The following is a 16,926-nucleotide window of genomic DNA, read 5'->3' on the forward strand; positions in this document are numbered from 1 at the left end:
GTCTTCCCGATAAACCGATTTTTCAGCATCGCAGGCAAGCCAGCTCCCACAGGGTTCGTGTCGTACACAAATCCCAAACACGACATTAAACCGGATAAAGCCCCGGTTTAGAGCACCCACTCCAGGCCAACACTCACCGTGCGCGGTTCGCCCCAGAACACGCCGTTATAGAAACCGACGTTTTCGTAGTACTTCTGATCGAGCAGGTTCTTGACGTTCAGATTGGCCGAAACATGCTCGTCGAATTTGTAGCGGGCCATCAGGTCGACCAGGGTGTAGGACTTTTGGGTGATGTCTTCTTTGAAGGTGATCGGGTTGCCCTTTGCATCTTTTTCGCCGGTAGGGCGATTGGCCGCGCGATAGATATCGCTTTGCCAATTGACGGCAGCGCCCACGGTCATGGCGTTCCACTCGCCGGGCAGGCGATAGGTGCTGGAGATCTTGAGCAGATTCAGCGGCGACGCAGTATTCATGCGCTGGCCTGCAGCGTTGCGCGAATGGGTGTAGGTGTAGCCGGCGACCATGTTCCAGTCACGCATGACCTCACCGGCCAGTTCGACCTCAAAGCCATTGATTTTGTTGCCCTTGCCACCGGATTTGTAATATTGCTCGCCTTTGGGGCCACGTGGCACTGAATCGTCGATTTCCGGTACGTTGTCCTGTTTGCTCCAGAACACGGCTGTCGACAGGTTGAGGCGCTCTTGCAGGAAGCTGCCCTTCAACCCCAGCTCATAATTACTGCCCACCACCGGCTCAAGATACGCAGCGCCAGCATCCTTGTTGGTTGTAGGTTTGAAGATGTCGGTGTAGCTCGCGTAGGCCGTCAATTCGTCGGTGAAGTCATACAGCAGGCCAGCGTAAGGCGTGATGATGTCGTTTTGTGTTTGGGACACTTTCGTGTGTTTGAGGGCGCCCGGGTTTTGCGTATCGAACACGGTTTCGGCGTTGGAGCTTTTCCAGCTGCCATAGCGGGTGCCGAGCACGGCATGCCACTCATCTGTGAGGTTGAAGCGTGTGGCCAGGTAGCCGGACTTTTGCTTGACGATGTTTTGGCTGTTTTCAATGCCGGTATTCAGGTCCTGGTACTTGGGAATCGAGCCCATGTCCTGCCAGTTTGGAATCGTGTCGTAGGTATCCGGGTTGAGGTTGATCATCAAGGGCGAAGTGTTGTCGTTCTTGGCCTGGCCGTAACCCAGCATCAACTCGTGGTCACGCCCGAACAGGGGGTAAGTGCCCGAGATATTGACGTCGATGGCGGTCATTTTCTCTTCGCCGATGAAGTGGCTGCTAAAGGCCGACATACCCGTGCCATCGGCATTGGGGAAGCCGCCCCCTGCGTAATAGACCTTGCCTTCGGCATCACTGGTGCGATGGGTGTAGGCCGCTTTCAGATGCCAGTCACTGGACAGTTGCTGGTCCAGGGTGGCGAAGGCGGTTTTGTCCTTCATCGGCCATGAGCTCCAGGACGTGGCGAGGTTGGTCGAACGGCCAAAATCGGCTTTGTCGCCAGTGCCGGTCCAGTAGGGCGTGGTCCCCCAGGACGAACCTTTTACCTGTTTGTCCTGGTAGTCGTAACCCACGGCCAGGACGGTGGTGTCGGTCAAGTCGGCTTCCAGGATGCCGTAGGCCACTTCACGTTTGAGGGCGTAGTTATCGCGAAACGACTTGCTGTCGCGATAGGCCAGCACGGTGCGCCCGCGCAAACGACCGTCGAAGGCGAGCGGGCCGCCTACATCGACATAACTGTAATAGTCATCGTAACTGCCGCCCGAGGCGCCGGCTTTGGCCTGCAACTCGCGGGTCGGGCGCTTGCGGATCATGTTGATGGTGCCCGACGGATCGCCCGCGCCGGTGGTCAATCCGGTGGCGCCACGCACAACTTCAATGCGGTCGTAGATGATGGTGTCGGCATCAGTTTTCATAAAACTGAAAGTGTTGAGCATCCCGTCAATCTGGAAATTGGAGATGGTGTAGCCCCGGGACGAGTAACTGACCCGGTCCGAGTCGTTGTGCTGCACCACTATGCCCGTGGTATGGCGCATGGCCTCGGTCAGGGTGTTGAGGTTGAAGTCGTCCATTTCCTGGCGGGTGACGACCGAAATCGACTGCGGGGTCTCGCGAATGCTCAGGTTGAGTTTGGTCGCGGTGCTGGTCGAGCCCGTGGTGTAGGAACCGGTATGTTCTGTGGTCGCACCCAGGCCCTGGGCGGTGATGCTGGTACTGCCCAGCTCCAGTGAGGGGGAAGTCTTTTCGGCGTCTTCCTGCTCGGTGTCAGCCAGCAATTGCGGGCTGATGGCGCTGCTGATAAGACCGAGGGTCAGGGTCATGGAACGGGTGATTGGCGCGAACATCGCTGCCGACTCCTTGTCGTTGTTATGAAGTTGTCTAGTGCTTCAAACGAACGGCAAGGAGGGGAGTTAAGGCGAACAGGAATTATTTACTGTTTGTGTGTCGAAAACAGGCGGGGCGCTCATGGCGCCCCGCGGGTGCTTTACTGGTTGGCCACATTCCCCTGGATGGGGGCTTTTGGCTTGAGCAGGCTGAAGTCGATCAGGGCCTTTTGCGGGCGTGAGTAAGGATCGCCAATCAATTGCGGGCGGGCGACAAACTGGTCACTGACCAGGCTCTTCTTGTCGTCCAGTTCGTCGGCACTCAAGCCTGCCAGGTCAGTCCAGGTATGGATGAACTGCGAGCTGCTGTAAGGGCGGCTTAAGTCGCTGGCGAAGTTCCAGGCATGGCTTTCACGCCATTTTGGCGAGGCCCAGGCCATGAACGGAATGGTGTACATCGGTGCTGTCGGTTTGGCTTCGTTACGGCCAAGGGTCGAGTGGCCGACCGAGTCGAAGACGTCTTCGCCGTGGTCGGACAGGTACAGCAGGAAGCCGTTGGGGTCGGTCTTGGCGAAGTCTTTGATCAGGCTCGACACCACAAAGTCGTTATACAAAACGGCGTTGTCATAGCTGTTGTACGTCGGTACCTGATCATCGGTCAGCCCGGCCGGCACGCCGTTGCGGTCGACAAACTTGTCGAAGGTCGGCGGGTAGCGGTACTGGTAGCTCATGTGGGTGCCGAGCAGGTGAATCACGATCAGCTTGCGCGGGGCGCTGTCGGCCAGGATCTTGTTGAACGGCTCAATCACGTCGCCGTCGTACTGGCGGGCGTTCTGGTTGCGGTTGTTGTTGAGGTAGACCTGCTCATCAGCCTGCTCCGAGAACGTAGTGAGCATGGTGTTGCGCTTGGTCATGGTCTGCTGGTTGGTCACCCAGAAGGTTTTGTAACCGGCTTGCTTCATCACGCTGACCAGTGACGGGGTGCTGAGGTACAGGTCAGGGTTTTCTTCGTCAGCAAAGGTCAGCACTTGTTGCAGAGCTTCGATGGTGTAAGGGCGCGGTGTCACGACGTTGTCGAAAATCGCCAGTTGGTCACGCAATTTATCGAGGTTGGGCGTGGTCTCGCGCGGGTAGCCATAGAGGCTCATGCGCTGGCGGTTGGTGGACTCGCCAATGACCAGCACCAGCGTCGTGGGCTTGCCGGCTTCATTGTCCTTGAGGTTGGTCAGGGGCGGGATTTTGCTGGCGCTGGCGAGCATGCCTTGCATATTGTCCAGCTGTTCCAGGTAGCGGCGATAAGCTACAACCATCTGCCATGGCACGGCGGGTTCTACGCGGCTTTCAAAGCTTTCCATGGCATTGGCGAAGTTGTCGTGCTTGATCGTCTGTTTGATCAGCGGATAACCGATAACAGCCACCAGCAAGCCGATGGCAATGGCCCAGGCTTGCACGCGGGGCAAGTACACAGGGCGCAGACGGGTCCAGAGGAACACGGCGAAAGCGGTATGCGCCAGGAATGCCAGAACCATCCACCAGGCAAAGTACTGGGTCATGTATTCGCCCGCTTCAGAGATGTTCGACTCGAACATGATGAAGATGACGCTTTGCGAGAATTCTTGTTGGTAGATAAAGAAGTAGCCAAGGCTGGCCATGGAGCAGGCCCACAGCATGACGCCGATAACAGCGGCCATTACGCGGGTGTGCTTGGGAAACATCAGCATCGGGGCCAGCCAGATGGCGCTCATTACAAAGGCCTGGCGAAACCCTGAAAATCCGGAGGTGCCCGTCAGCTGGATCAGCAGTTGGGTGATGCCGGAAAAGTACCAAAAGAACAGGAACAGCCAGCCCAGGCCCGCCCAGTCGAAACCCTTCGCAGATGTGTTACTGCGTTTAAACATCCCCATACAGCGCTCCAGCCTGATAACTACTTGAATGGTTAGTGCCGTGTAGCCCGGCACAACACATGAGGACCGCCTCAATAAAGAGCAGTCACAAAGTGTTTAAGTATCGCGAAGTGCATGTGAAAACTTTGTCGCAAATGACGGCCCGGGAAGGCACTTCGCAGTTGCGCGGGGGTGGGTTGCTGTGCTTGAGGGGGTTCAATGGCGCTGTCATGGGCCTCAATGGCCATAACTTTTGGGTTCTTTAGCCCTTCGTCCGTCTGTTGAGTGTATTGAATCGGGAATCTGGCCTTCAGCTTGTGCGAAACTATGCACCATGAGTCAGGACTAATCTTGGCCGGGCACCTTGAGCAATGCTGCACTAAGGTGCTGTACACCTATTTATTTGTCGTTGGGAGCAACAGTACATGCAGTTGGGAATTATTGGGTTGGGCCGTATGGGCGGGAACATCGCACGGCGTCTGATGCTCAATGGGCATACAACCGTGGTTTTTGACCGCAATACCGACTTTGTCAGTGCTCTGGAACAGGAAGGCGCCACAGGCGTTGCCGATTTGCCAGCGCTGGTCGCAGGCCTGGCCAAACCCCGCGCTGTATGGGTGATGCTGCCTTCCGGTGCGCCGACCGAAGACACCATCGAGACCTTGAGCCAGCTGCTGGACGCCGATGACATCATCATTGATGGCGGCAACACCTTCTACAAAGATGACATTCGTCGTTCGCAGTCGCTGGCCGAAAAGGGCATTCAGTACGTTGACGTCGGTACATCGGGTGGCGTGTGGGGCCTGGAACGCGGTTACTGCATGATGATTGGCGGTGACACCGCAGTGGTTAAACACCTTGACCCGCTGTTCGCTGCTCTGGCACCGGGCATGGGTGATATCCCGCGCACCAAGGACCGTGTTTCGGACGATGATCGCGCTGAGCGTGGTTACATCCATGCCGGCCCTGCGGGCGCAGGGCATTTCGTCAAGATGGTGCATAACGGCATTGAGTACGGCCTGATGCAGGCTTACGCCGAAGGCTTCAATCTGATGAAGATGAAAGGTGGCGAGAACTTGCCGCAAGAGCAGCGTTTTGACCTGAACCTGGGTGATATCGCCGAAGTATGGCGCCGTGGCAGCGTGGTTTCGTCCTGGCTGCTGGACTTGACCGCCGATGCACTGGCCACTGATGAGCCGTTGAACGGCTACTCGGGTGCCGTGGCGGACAGCGGTGAAGGTCGCTGGACCATCGAAGCCGCCATGGAGCAATCGACACCGGTACCTGTGTTATCGCAGGCCTTGTTTGCCCGCTACAGTTCACGCCAGCAAAGCCTCTATGGCGACAAATTGTTGTCGGCCATGCGCTTTGGTTTCGGCGGCCACGTGGAGACGCCTAAAAAATGACCGACCTGTCCAGTAAACCTGACGCCAAACCGGCACCGCCCACCACACTGTTTTTGTTTGGTGCCCACGGTGACCTGGTCAAGCGCTTGCTCATGCCCGCGCTGTACAACTTGAGTCGTGACGGTTTGCTGGACGATGGCCTGCGCATTGTGGGCGTTGACCACAATGCGATCAGTGATGAAGGTTTTGCCAAAAAGCTGGAGGACTTCATCCGTACTGAAGCCGCCAGCAAAGTGGATCATCCTGAAGGGCAGGGCTTGAATGCCGATTTATGGGCCTCGCTGGCCAGGAACATCAGCTACGTGCAGGGCGACTTTCTGGATGACAGCACCTATGAGGCGCTGGAACAGAAAATCATCGCCAGTGGCACCGGCAATGCGGTGTTCTACCTGGCCACTGCGCCACGCTTTTTTAGCGAAGTAGTGCAGCGGCTGGGCGCCAGCGGGTTGCTCAAAGAAACCCCGCAAGCGTTTCGGCGGGTAGTCATTGAAAAACCTTTTGGCTCTGACGTGCAAACAGCGCAAGCATTGAATGCGTGCCTGCTCGATGTCATGAGCGAGAAGCAGATCTACCGGATTGACCATTACCTGGGCAAGGAAACCGTCCAGAACATCCTGGTCAGCCGTTTCTCCAACGGGCTTTTCGAAGCTTTCTGGAACAATCACTACATTGATCATGTGCAGATCACGGCGGCAGAAACCGTCGGGGTCGAGACACGTGGCAGTTTTTACGAACATACCGGCGCCTTGCGCGATATGTTGCCGAACCATTTGTTTCAACTGCTGGCGATGGTGGCGATGGAGCCACCCGCAGCCTTTGGGGCGGATGCGGTGCGCGGTGAAAAGGCCAAGGTCATTGGCGCGATTCGCCCGTGGTCAGAAGCAGATGCGCTGAAAAATTCGGTACGCGGGCAGTACACCCAGGGTGAGTCCGGTGGCAAGCCGGTCGTGGGGTATCGCGAAGAAAACAACGTGGCAGCCGACAGCAACACCGAGACCTTTGTGGCGCTCAAGGTGATGATCGACAACTGGCGCTGGGTGGGTGTGCCGTTTTACCTGCGCACCGGCAAGCGCATGAGTGCGCGCGACACGGAAATCGCAATCTGCTTCAAGCCCGCGCCTTATGCGCAGTTTCGCGATACCGATGTTGAGCGGTTGCAGCCCAACTATTTGCGCATCCAGATCCAGCCCAACGAAGGCATGTGGTTTGACCTGCAGGCCAAACGCCCGGGGCCGGGTTTGCAAATGGCCAATATCGCGCTGGGGTTTGCGTACAAGGACTTCTTCGAAATGCAGCCCTCTACAGGCTACGAGACGTTGATTTACGACTGCCTGACCGGTGATCAGACCTTGTTCCAGCGCGCTGACAATATTGAAAACGGCTGGCGTGGCGTGCAGCCTTTTCTGGATGCATGGCGCGAACATACCGATGTGCAGCCGTACAAAGCCGGAGAAGATGGCCCGCAGGCGGCCAAAGAACTGCTGGCTCGCGATGGTCGCGTCTGGCTCGACATAGGATGAGTGACGTGAAGCAAGACTCCATTCAACTGGTGCTGTGTGACATGGATGGCACCTTGCTATTGCCTGATCATACCCTCAGCACCCGAAATCTGGCGGCGGTCAAAGCGCTGCAAGCGGCGGGCATTTACTTCACGCTGGCTTCCGGGCGCCCGCCACGGGCCATGCGCGGGATCATCGAGCAGTTGGGCATTGAGTTGCCTGTAGCCGGATTCAATGGCGGGCTGCTGGTGAATGCGGATGGCGAGTATCTGCAATCGCACCACGTGCCGCATGAGGCCGTGATCAAAACACTGGCCCTGCTGGCTGAGCATGAGGTTGAAGTCTGGCTGTTTGTGGATGATCAATGGCTGGTGCGCGATCCTTCGGGCGAGATGGTGCCCAGAGAGCAGCACGGTCTGGGGTATGCGCCGCAAGTGGTTGAGAGCTTTGAGCCCTATCTGCACCAGGTGCACAAGATCGTAGCCACCTGCCTCAATGCGCCGTTGTTGATGGAACTGGAGCAGCGCCTGCAGCCCTTGTTGAGCGGGCTTGCCGTAGCCAGTCGCTCCCAGGCCTGTTACCTGGACATCACCGCCCTTAAAGCCAATAAAGGCGATGCACTCGTGACCCTGGCCGATTTTTTGAACGTGCCCTTGTCCCGCACGGCAGCCATTGGTGATGGCGGGAATGATCCTGCCATGTTCCACCGGGCCGGGCTGTCGATTGCCATGGGTCAGGCCCCGGAAGAAATTCGCAAGCAGGCCATGCACGTCACCGCCAGCAATGTCGAAGACGGCGTCGCGCAGACGATCGAGCGCTTTATTCTCTAGGTCATTTTGTCCGTATTTTGGCGTAATCACGGCCTGCCTGGGGCCTGCAAGGCTTGTTATAGTCCGCCGCTCATTGACCGGCGACGGCGCCCACAAAGGATTCAGGTTATGTCCGACTACCAGGCTTTTCAGGTTGAGTTAAAAGACAGCATCGCTCACGTCCAGATCAACCGGCCTGAAAAGGTCAATGCAATGAACGCGGTGTTCTGGACCGAGATCATCGAGATCTTCCAGTGGATCGACGAAACCGATGCGGTGCGGGTCGTGGTGCTCAGTGGTGCTGGCAAGCACTTTTCGGCCGGTATCGACCTGATGCTCCTGGCCTCGGTGGCCAATGAGATGGGCAAGGATGTGGGGCGCAATGCCCGCTTGCTGCGGCGTAAAATCCTGCAGATGCAGGCCTCGTTCAATGCCGTCGATCAGTGCAGCAAACCGGTACTGGCGGCCATTCAGGGGTACTGCCTGGGCGGGGCGATCGACCTGATCGCGGCCTGCGACATGCGCTATGCCGCCGAGGACGCGCAGTTCTCGATCAAGGAAATCGACATGGGCATGGCAGCCGACGTGGGTACACTGCAACGTCTGCCGCGCATCATCGGTGATGGCATGCTTCGTGAGCTGGCCTATACCGGCCGGATGGTGGCCGCTGATGAGGCGCGCACTATCGGCCTGGTGAACCGGGTCTACAGTGATAAACAGGCCTTGCTTGACGGGGTTATGGCAATCGCCCGCGAAATCGCCAGCAAATCCCCCATCGCCATCGCAGGGACCAAGCAGATGATCGGCTATATGCGCGACCACCGCGTGGATGACGGCCTGGATTATGTCGCGACGTGGAATGCGGCCATGCTTCAGTCCAACGACTTGCGGGTAGCGATGACGGCGCATATGACCAAGCAAAAACCCGAGTTTCTGGATTGACGTCTTTGTAACCTGAACAAGGATCTTTTAATGACACCGCGTTGGATCACGGCAGTACTGGATACAGATCTACCTGGCGGCTGGGCCGTGGCGCGCGGCCCTGACGGGTTTTTGATCGACGGCAATGGCCCGCTGTTTCCCCGGGAGTGGCTCAAGCGTCAAGACCTGTCGGTGCTGGCCGAACATGGCATCGGTCACCTGGACGGCGAGCCGGTGTACCTGCTGGAACTGGACCGGGCGGCGCACGTCGAGGGTTGCCACTGGCAGGGCCTGCGCGCATTCATGCTGGGTGATGATCACACGCTGTACAAAGTGCTGGGCTATGCCGCGCAAATCGGCACCTGGGCTCGCGAGCATCGTTTTTGTGGCAGTTGCGGGCAGGGCATGACGCAGGTCCCGAGGGAGCGTGCGATGTATTGCGCAGCTTGCGGCTTGCGCAGTTACCCGCGTATTTCACCGAGCATGATCGTCCTGATTACCCGGGGCGATGAAGTGCTGCTGGCGCGTTCGCCACGCTTTGTACCGGGGGTTTACAGCACTTTGGCGGGGTTCGCCGAGCCGGGCGAGTCGGCTGAGGACTGTCTGATTCGCGAAGTGCGCGAAGAGGTGCAGGTGGAGGTCAGGAACATCCAGTATGTGGGCAGCCAATGCTGGCCGTTTCCACACTCCATGATGCTGGGCTTTCATGCCGAATACGCGGGGGGCGAAATCGTGCCCCAGGCTGACGAGATAGAAGATGCGCAGTGGTTCAATGTGCACCGTCTACCGCCGTTGCCGGCGTCGCGCTCGATTGCGCGCTATCTCATCGACTTGTATGTGGCCAGGCGTTTAGGCCGCGCCGAACCAGTGCTGCCAGGCTAGGCGCACGGTCAATCCCAGTACCACGGTGATAAATACCGGGCGGATGAATTTGGCTCCGCCGCTGATTGCGCTGCGGGCGCCAAAGAAAGCACCGACCATGACTGCAAAACCCATGGTCAGGCCGATTACCCAGTCCACGTGCCCGGAAAATATGAACACCGACAGTGCCGCAATGTTGCTGACGAAGTTCATGCTGCGGGCCACGCCACTGGCTTTTACCAGATCGATCGGATACATCAGCATGCTGCTGACGGTCCAGAATGCACCGGTTCCCGGGCCGGCCACGCCGTCATAGAAACCCAGGCCCAGACCTTGTGGCAGTTGCCATTTCTTCTTGATCGGCGCGTCGTTGTCGATGGGGGTTTTGGGGGTGCCGCCAAACAGCAGGTAGATCCCGCAGCCAAAGACAATCACCGGCAGCATTTTGTTGAGCCATTCTGCGGGCATGTAATGGGCAACCGTTGCGCCGATCAGACTACCTGCGAGGGTGCCAAAAATGGCCAGCTTCCATTCGCGCGGGTGGAACAGTTTGCGTCGGTAAAAGGTCAGGCTCGCTGTGGCTGCGCCAAACGTCGAGCTGAGCTTGTTGGTCCCCAGCACCAGATGTGGCGGCAAGCCTGCGGTGAGCAGGGCAGGGGTGGTGAGCAAGCCGCCGCCGCCGGCAATGGCGTCGATAAAGCCGGCAACAAAGGCAACGGCCGCCAGAATGGCGAGGGTGGTCAAATCTACGCTGAGTTCAAAAGGCATGGGATCGACTTAATTCGGCAGGACGTACAGCGCAGGCGCGCGGGAAGGGCGTCATCTTACCGGTATCGGTGAACAGCGGCGATAGGCCTTTAGTGCCTGATCAATGTTCGGCGGGTTGCCCAACCGACGATAACGGTCGTCGGGCAATTGCAAGGTTATCAATAGGCGAGGGCGTCGGCTTCAGTTTGGCGGGGGTTGACCAAAAGTGCGCCGAGTTTGATCAGGCGGGTGCGTGTGACGTTGCGGCTCAGCCCCAGCAGTTTGGCCGTGTGCACCTGGTTTTGATGACAGAATTCATACGCCGCGCGTAGCAGGGCGTCTTCAACGGTTTCATGCAGGGTACCGGGCTCTTCTTCGAACAGCTGTCTGAATGCGCGTTGCAATAAATCCTGGCTGGTGTGTGCCGCGGGTTGTTGTGTCAGGCAGTCCTGGCGCCTGCTGCGTGACTGGGACAAGCGCAGGTCTTGCACGGTGATGGTCTGATTGCGGCACAGCAGCAGGCTGTGATGCACGACGTTCTCAAGTTCTCGGATATTGCCCTGCCAGGGGTGATGGATGAGTACCTGCTCGGCACACTCGCTCAGTGCTGTCGGGCCGTGTTGCAACCGTTGGCGGTAGGTTTTAAGGAAGTGCCTGGCCAGCGGCAGAATATCCCCCGGGCGTTCACGCAGCGGGAGCAGTGCGAGGCTGACGACATTCAGGCGGTAAAACAGATCCTCGCGGAAATGACCTGCATCGATGGCCCGCTCCAGATTGACGTTGGTGGCGGCCAGCACGCGCACGTTTATCGGTGTACTTTTGCGTGAGCCGAGCCTCACGACCTCTTGCTCTTGCAATACGCGCAGCAGTTTCACCTGGATGGTCAGCGGCAAGTCGCCAATTTCATCCAGAAACAACGTGCCGCCATCGGCCTCCTCAAACCAGCCGGCTTTTGTCGTCAGCGCGCCTGTAAATGCTCCCTTTTCATGGCCAAACAGTTCGGCTTCGACCAGTGACTCGGCAAATGCCCCGCAGTTGACGGCCACGAATGGCCGCTGGTGGCGGTGGCTGAGCTGGTGAATGTGTCGGGCGACCAGTTCTTTGCCAGTGCCGGTTTCGCCAATGATCAGCACGCTGGCATCGCTGGGTGCTATTTGCTGCAAGTGTGCCAGCAAGGCCTGGGACGCAGGGTCTTCAAATACCTGAGCCGTGGCCCGGATGGACGTGGCCAGTGCCGGGGTGGCAGGTAAAGTTAATAGCTGCATGGATGCCTCCTTTTGACAGGGGCTCTGCCCACAAAAGGAAAGCCGAAGGCAGCTTTATAAAGTTATTTTGATATTCCGTAAACTAACCTAATTCCATATTTATATATCGATATCGCATATAGGACTTGCGCCATTACCTGTTTTTAGCGCTTTATAAGCGTCTGCTTTGTGGAAGGTCTGAATTTGGGAATTCCCCTACGACTTTTCTAATGGGTGTACCTTTTTTCACCTGACTCAATCAGTTATTTCTAATGGCCGCATTTTCACGCGGCTTCACTCTTCCGGTATCAAGCATTGTCTGCTGCCGGAACGCGCTCAGTGAGTTTGAACAATGAACAAGCGACCTCTTTATTTCGATTACGCGGCCACCACACCTGTGGACGCTCGTGTTATTCAGGTGATGGTCGATTGCCTGGGCTTTGAAGGCAACTTTGGTAATCCGGCCTCGGGCTCCCATGTGTTCGGACAGCAGGCCCGGCACGCGGTAGAGCTGGCCCGTGAACAGGTAGCCCGGTTGATCAATGCCAGCCCCGATCAGATTATCTGGACCTCGGGCGCGACCGAGTCCAATAACCTGGCGCTTAAAGGTGTGGCCCAGGCCAGCGGCCAGTCCCGCGGGCATATCATCACCAGTCAGATCGAGCACAAGGCCGTGCTGGATACCGCGCGCTTTTTGCAACAGTCAGGTTTTGAAGTGACGTATTTGGCACCCGGTACCGACGGGCTCGTCAGCGCAGAACAGGTCGCAAATGCACTGCGTGAGGACACGCTGCTGGTATCGCTGATGCTGGTCAACAATGAGCTCGGGACGGTCAATGACATTCCGGGCATTGGCCGTCGGGTTCGGGAGCACGGTGCGTTGTTCCACGTTGATGCGGCGCAGGGTGCGGGCAAGCTTGCCATCGACCTGGGCGAGTGGGCGGTAGATCTGATGTCGTTCTCGGGGCACAAGATCTATGGTCCAAAGGGGATCGGTGCCTTGTACGTCGGGCCACGTGCACAGGACCGGCTGCAGGCGCAGATTCATGGTGGTGGCCATGAGTCCGGTCTGCGTTCCGGGACCCTGGCAACTCATCAAATTGCAGGCATGGGCGCTGCCTTTGCGGTGGCCAATGAATCATTTGATCTGGAACTGGCGCATATAGAAGCCTTGCGTCAGCGTTTGCTTGAGCAACTGGCCGATGTGCCGGGGCTGCAGTGCAATGGTTGTCCGACGCATCGAATTCCCCATACCTTGAGCCTGACCTTCAGCGAGGGTCACTTCAACAGCGCTGCGTTGAGTGCTGTGTTGGCGTACTCCGCGACGTCTGCCTGCAATTCGGCCAGCAATGCGCCGTCCCATGTGCTGCTGGCACTGGGGCATGATGCTGGCAAGGCGAGCCGTACGATCCGCTTGAGTCTTGGCCGTTTCACCCGCGAGCAGGATATAGATGTTGCAGTAAAAGCGATCAAGGCTGCTGTCGCTGCGCCTGCACCGTTTTGGGCGGTTGCCCAACCTTAGTCGCTGATCCATCATCATTGGCAACGAATAATAACTATCCGTGGTTCGCAGGAGACACAATGAGTACTCAGTCGTTGAATTCGGGATCGGTTGTACAGCGTTTGGCGCGTACCCGGGAGTTGATGAGCCAGAGCGGTATCCATGCGTTGCTGGTACCTTCGGCCGACCCCCATCTTTCGGAGTACTTGCCCGCGTACTGGCAGGGGCGTCAATGGCTGTCGGGCTTTCATGGTTCTGTCGGCACCTTGATCGTGACGCCGACCTTTGCCGGGCTCTGGGCTGACAGCCGCTACTGGGAACAGGCCGCCAAGGAACTTAAAGGCAGCAGCATTGAACTGGTCAAGTTGCTGCCTGGCCAGCCCGGCCCTCTGGAGTGGCTGGCTGAACAGGTGCCTGAAGGTGCAACGGTTTCGGTTGATGGCGCAGTGCTCGCGCTGGGTTCGGCACGAACACTCGAAAGCAAACTCAAGGAGCGCGGTGCGGTTTTGCGGACCGACATTGATCTGCTAAGCCAGGTTTGGGAGGATCGCCCTGCGCTCCCGGTGCAGCCGGTTTATGAGCACTTGCCGCCGCAAGCGACAGTCAGCCGGGTGGAGAAACTGGCGAAGTTGCGCGAAACACTTCTGCATCGCAAGGCCGACGCCCATTTCATTGCCACTCTGGATGACATCGCCTGGTTGTTTAACCTGCGTGGTTCGGATGTTTCCTTTAACCCGGTATTCGTTTCGTTTGCACTGATCGAGTGCGGCAAGGCCACCCTGTTTCTGGATCTGGGCAAAGTCAGTGACGAACTGCGCGGGATACTTGAGCGTGAGGGCGTGGCCCTGCGTGATTACGCCGAGATCAATGCGGCGCTGGCGTCTTTGCCGGCATCAACCCGCTTGCTGGTGGATCCTGCGCGAGTGACCTGCGGGCTGCTCAGTCATCTGAAACCTGAAGTGAAGCTGGTTGAAGGCTTGAACCCGACTACCCTGGCCAAGTCGCAAAAGAGCCTTGATGACGCGTTCCATATCCGTCAGGCCATGGAGCAGGATGGCGCTGCCCTCTGTGAGTTCTTTGCTTGGCTGGAAGTTGCCCTTGGGCGTGAGGTCGTGACCGAACTGACGATTGACGAGCAACTGTCCGCTGCCCGTGCCCGCCGCCCGGACTTTGTATCGCTGAGCTTTAATACCATTGCCGCTTTCAATGCTAATGGCGCAATGCCTCATTATCATGCAACCGAGCAAGAGCATGCAGTGATTGAAGGCGACGGCTTGCTGTTGATCGACTCCGGTGGCCAGTACCTGAGGGGCACAACCGATATCACGCGCATGGTGCCTGTCGGCACGCCCACCCGCGAGCAAAAACACGACTGCACCCGCGTGCTTAAAGGTGTGATTGCCTTGTCCAGGGCTCAATTCCCGAAAGGAATCCTGTCACCTCTGCTGGACTCGATTGCAAGGGCGCCGATTTGGGCCGAGAGCGTCGACTACGGGCATGGGACAGGGCATGGCGTCGGTTATTTTCTGAATGTGCATGAAGGGCCTCAGGTTATTGCCTATCAAGCTGCGGCTGCACCGCACACGGCTATGCAACCGGGGATGATTACCTCGATTGAGCCCGGGACATATCGTCCGGGTCGCTGGGGGGTACGAATTGAGAACCTGGTATTGAATCGTGAGGCGGGGACTTCGGAGTTCGGAACCTTCCTGAAGTTTGAAACCCTGACACTGTGCCCGATTGATACGCGCTGCCTGGAGCCTTCATTGCTGACGCATGAGGAGCTGGAATGGTTTGATGAGTATCACCTGCAGGTTCGCGAGCGTTTGAGTCCGCTGCTTGAAGGTGCTGCACTTGAGTGGTTGCTGGCGCGCACGACACCACTGTCCATAGCAGCCTGATATCCATGGCATGCGGTCGCCTGGCCGACCGCATGCCATGAAGTGGCTACTTGCAGATGACGATCATGCTGCGGCTGGTATAGCCGGCAGGATTCAAGCCAAACGGGTAATCCCCGGGCTCTTCGGTAGCATCACCCGATTTGGCAACCACACGGTAGCCCTTGCTTCCACAGGACTTGGCGGCTTCGGCGTAGCACTTGTTCCACGATGAGGACAATCCAGAGCAATTGATATGCAAGCCTCGCTTGCCATGTTTGACGGCGGTTTCCGAGGTTGCAGCGCAGCCGGTTACAGCGAGCACGGCTAAAGCTACCAAAATTCGTTTCATTCCTGTCCTTAAGCGTTTGCGTCGGATTTTCGGGATGCGGGTATCGGCGACCATCTCTCCATGGTGCTAGTGGATATCCTTATCCGAAATCAGCCCTGCTGACTCTCAGGGGACAAACATCCCTTAAATGAGAGTCAATTACCAGAGCTGTGTCAAATAGGTGACTTTTTGTCGGTAACCACCGGCGTTGAGTGGTTGCGCATCGTCAAGGTCGCACCGATGGAAGCCATTATGATGCAGGAGATGGCCATCCATTGTGTAAATGACAATACCTCATTAAGGAACAACAGCCCCGACAGCGCCCCGAAGGCTGGCTCTATGCTCATGAGAGTGCCGAATGTGCGAGTGGGCATGCGCGTAAGGGCAATCATCTCCAGCGTATAGGGTATGGCCGTCGACATTAGGGCTACGGCAATTGCTATCGGGATCAGGCTGGGGGTGAATAGTGCGGCTCCGGCGTGAACAACACCGATAGGCGCGATAAACAACGCAGCGATGATCACACCTAAAGCCGCCGTCTGAACGCCGTTGTCAGCACCGGCCCTCTGCCCATATAAAATGTACAGCGCCCAGCAGACCCCGGCACTTAGTGCGTAGGCAGCACCTGTGGGGTCGATTCCCTGGGTGCTTTCACCTATGGGTATCAGCAGTAGCAGCCCCGTGATGGCCAGGCCAATCCATGCGAAGTCGATCGGTCTGCGGGAGGTATAAATGGCTACCGCCAAAGGGCCCGTGAACTCAAGCGCGACGGCAATGCCCAGTGGAACGCTGCGCAGTGACATATAGAAGAGGAAATTCATCCCCCCGAGGGCTATCCCGTATACCAGAACAGTCTTCAAGGACTTTGCGGTGAACTTGGCTCTCCAGGGGCGCAGTATCAACAACATGATGATGCTGGCGAATACCAGTCGAAGGCTGGTTGTACCTTGGGCCCCAACAATGGGGAACATGCTTTTGGCCAGCGATGCGCCGGATTGTATCGAGGCCATGGCTATAAGCAGCAGGCCTACAGGGAATAGCGTCGATATGAGGCTATGGGGGAGCTTGGTCATTAAGGAGTGTGCCCGGGGTGTGGAAGTCTGGAGGTCTGGCATCATGCTCAAGAAACAGCATATGTGCAATATAGTGCGCACCTTATGGCTTCTTTCTATCTATAGAGCTTAACTCTGCAATAGTTTCGATTAATGCTTGACTCAAAATTCTGACGGCCTATAATTCGCGCCTCTTCCGGCACAGTAGAAACGGAAAACTCGTTGAGTTTCAATGAGTTGGATCAGTTTTCGAGAGTGCCAGCTTCAAGTCATCGAAGCAGGAAATGAGGTGTTGACAGCAGTGTGTAACACTGTAGAATTCGCCTCCCGCTAACGAGAGATCGAAAGCGCAAGTGGTTGATGTTACAGGGGAAACTTTGAAAACATCTTAAAATAACCGCTTGACAGCAACAGAGGCTGCTGTAGAATGCGCGCCTCGGTTCAGCGAAAGCTAACCAACCGCTC

13 protein-coding genes are annotated in these 16,926 nt (G+C 57.3%); 7 read left to right on the plus strand and 6 right to left on the minus strand.

What is annotated here, in order from left to right; translation table 11 throughout:
* Positions 1-107 precede the first annotated feature (107 nt).
* Together ACZRMS_RS16340 and ACZRMS_RS16345 are read right to left on the minus strand one after the other, a co-directional pair.
* Positions 108-2,351 carry a TonB-dependent siderophore receptor gene (locus ACZRMS_RS16340; protein ID WP_463996085.1) on the minus strand — a complete coding sequence of 748 codons (2,244 nt, stop codon included), beginning with the start codon at positions 2,349-2,351 and terminating at the stop codon, positions 108-110.
* Positions 2,352-2,491: 140 nt separating this feature from the next.
* On the minus strand, positions 2,492-4,234 hold the full coding sequence (locus ACZRMS_RS16345; protein WP_463996086.1) for a phosphoethanolamine transferase CptA: 1,743 nt from the start codon (positions 4,232-4,234) through the stop codon (positions 2,492-2,494).
* 404 nt (positions 4,235-4,638) lie between these two features.
* Between ACZRMS_RS16345 and gnd the strand changes: the two genes are divergently transcribed.
* The 5 genes from gnd (at position 4,639) to nudC (ending at position 9,730) form a co-directional block, all read left to right on the plus strand.
* Positions 4,639-5,619, plus strand: coding sequence for a phosphogluconate dehydrogenase (NAD(+)-dependent, decarboxylating) (gnd, locus tag ACZRMS_RS16350; protein ID WP_048359566.1), 981 nt, complete (start codon positions 4,639-4,641; stop codon positions 5,617-5,619).
* Complete coding sequence (zwf, locus tag ACZRMS_RS16355; RefSeq protein WP_463996087.1) at positions 5,616-7,139, plus strand: glucose-6-phosphate dehydrogenase; 1,524 nt, start codon at positions 5,616-5,618, stop codon at positions 7,137-7,139. Before gnd ends, zwf begins: the two co-directional genes overlap by 4 nt.
* A complete protein-coding gene (locus ACZRMS_RS16360) occupies positions 7,136-7,948 on the plus strand; it encodes an HAD family hydrolase (RefSeq protein ID WP_463996088.1) in 813 nt (270 codons plus the stop codon). The genes zwf and ACZRMS_RS16360 overlap by 4 nt, the downstream gene beginning before the upstream one ends.
* Before the next feature lie 108 nt (positions 7,949-8,056).
* Positions 8,057-8,869, plus strand: coding sequence for a crotonase/enoyl-CoA hydratase family protein (locus ACZRMS_RS16365; protein WP_463996089.1), 813 nt, complete (start codon positions 8,057-8,059; stop codon positions 8,867-8,869).
* Between the two features lie 30 nt (positions 8,870-8,899).
* Entirely contained in the window at positions 8,900-9,730 is an 831-nt protein-coding gene (gene nudC / locus ACZRMS_RS16370) for an NAD(+) diphosphatase (protein ID WP_463996090.1), read from the plus strand.
* On the opposite strand, the gene ACZRMS_RS16375 is transcribed toward nudC, so the two are convergent.
* Both ACZRMS_RS16375 and ACZRMS_RS16380 read right to left on the minus strand, forming a co-directional pair.
* Positions 9,698-10,477: a TSUP family transporter gene (locus ACZRMS_RS16375; protein WP_463996091.1), complete on the minus strand. Its 780-nt coding sequence runs from the start codon at positions 10,475-10,477 to the stop codon at positions 9,698-9,700. The two genes, nudC and ACZRMS_RS16375, sit on opposite strands and share 33 nt — an antisense overlap.
* 158 nt (positions 10,478-10,635) lie before the next feature.
* Positions 10,636-11,721, minus strand: coding sequence for a sigma-54 interaction domain-containing protein (locus ACZRMS_RS16380; protein WP_463996092.1), 1,086 nt, complete (start codon positions 11,719-11,721; stop codon positions 10,636-10,638).
* Between the two features lie 331 nt (positions 11,722-12,052).
* Between ACZRMS_RS16380 and ACZRMS_RS16385 the strand changes: the two genes are divergently transcribed.
* The gene (locus ACZRMS_RS16385) at positions 12,053-13,222 is read left to right on the plus strand and encodes a cysteine desulfurase family protein (protein ID WP_463996093.1); all 1,170 of its coding nucleotides are present in this window, start codon (positions 12,053-12,055) and stop codon (positions 13,220-13,222) included.
* A gap of 59 nt (positions 13,223-13,281) precedes the next feature.
* Positions 13,282-15,102, plus strand: a complete 1,821-nt coding sequence (locus ACZRMS_RS16390; protein WP_463996094.1) for an aminopeptidase P family protein — start codon at positions 13,282-13,284, stop codon at positions 15,100-15,102.
* Between the two features lie 46 nt (positions 15,103-15,148).
* On the opposite strand, the gene ACZRMS_RS16395 is transcribed toward ACZRMS_RS16390, so the two are convergent.
* Together ACZRMS_RS16395 and rhtA are read right to left on the minus strand one after the other, a co-directional pair.
* On the minus strand, positions 15,149-15,430 hold the full coding sequence (locus ACZRMS_RS16395; RefSeq protein ID WP_463996095.1) for a hypothetical protein: 282 nt from the start codon (positions 15,428-15,430) through the stop codon (positions 15,149-15,151).
* Between the two features lie 152 nt (positions 15,431-15,582).
* Positions 15,583-16,482: a threonine/homoserine exporter RhtA gene (rhtA, locus tag ACZRMS_RS16400; protein WP_463996096.1), complete on the minus strand. Its 900-nt coding sequence runs from the start codon at positions 16,480-16,482 to the stop codon at positions 15,583-15,585.
* Positions 16,483-16,926 lie beyond the last annotated feature (444 nt).

The sequence above is a fragment of the Pseudomonas sp. B424 genome (assembly GCF_055408345.1).

Bases quoted from the DNA above. Each gene is read 5' to 3' on its own strand.
- ACZRMS_RS16390 (WP_463996094.1), top strand. From the start codon at position 13,282: ATGAGTACTCAGTCGTTGAATTCGGGATCGGTTGTACAGCGTTTGGCG.
- ACZRMS_RS16340 (WP_463996085.1), bottom strand. From the start codon at position 2,351: ATGTTCGCGCCAATCACCCGTTCCATGACCCTGACCCTCGGTCTTATC.
- gnd (WP_048359566.1), top strand. From the start codon at position 4,639: ATGCAGTTGGGAATTATTGGGTTGGGCCGTATGGGCGGGAACATCGCA.
- rhtA (WP_463996096.1), bottom strand. From the start codon at position 16,482: ATGACCAAGCTCCCCCATAGCCTCATATCGACGCTATTCCCTGTAGGC.
- ACZRMS_RS16360 (WP_463996088.1), top strand. From the start codon at position 7,136: ATGAGTGACGTGAAGCAAGACTCCATTCAACTGGTGCTGTGTGACATG.
- ACZRMS_RS16375 (WP_463996091.1), bottom strand. From the start codon at position 10,477: ATGCCTTTTGAACTCAGCGTAGATTTGACCACCCTCGCCATTCTGGCG.
- zwf (WP_463996087.1), top strand. From the start codon at position 5,616: ATGACCGACCTGTCCAGTAAACCTGACGCCAAACCGGCACCGCCCACC.
- ACZRMS_RS16380 (WP_463996092.1), bottom strand. From the start codon at position 11,721: ATGCAGCTATTAACTTTACCTGCCACCCCGGCACTGGCCACGTCCATC.
- ACZRMS_RS16345 (WP_463996086.1), bottom strand. From the start codon at position 4,234: ATGGGGATGTTTAAACGCAGTAACACATCTGCGAAGGGTTTCGACTGG.
- ACZRMS_RS16395 (WP_463996095.1), bottom strand. From the start codon at position 15,430: ATGAAACGAATTTTGGTAGCTTTAGCCGTGCTCGCTGTAACCGGCTGC.
- nudC (WP_463996090.1), top strand. From the start codon at position 8,900: ATGACACCGCGTTGGATCACGGCAGTACTGGATACAGATCTACCTGGC.
- ACZRMS_RS16365 (WP_463996089.1), top strand. From the start codon at position 8,057: ATGTCCGACTACCAGGCTTTTCAGGTTGAGTTAAAAGACAGCATCGCT.
- ACZRMS_RS16385 (WP_463996093.1), top strand. From the start codon at position 12,053: ATGAACAAGCGACCTCTTTATTTCGATTACGCGGCCACCACACCTGTG.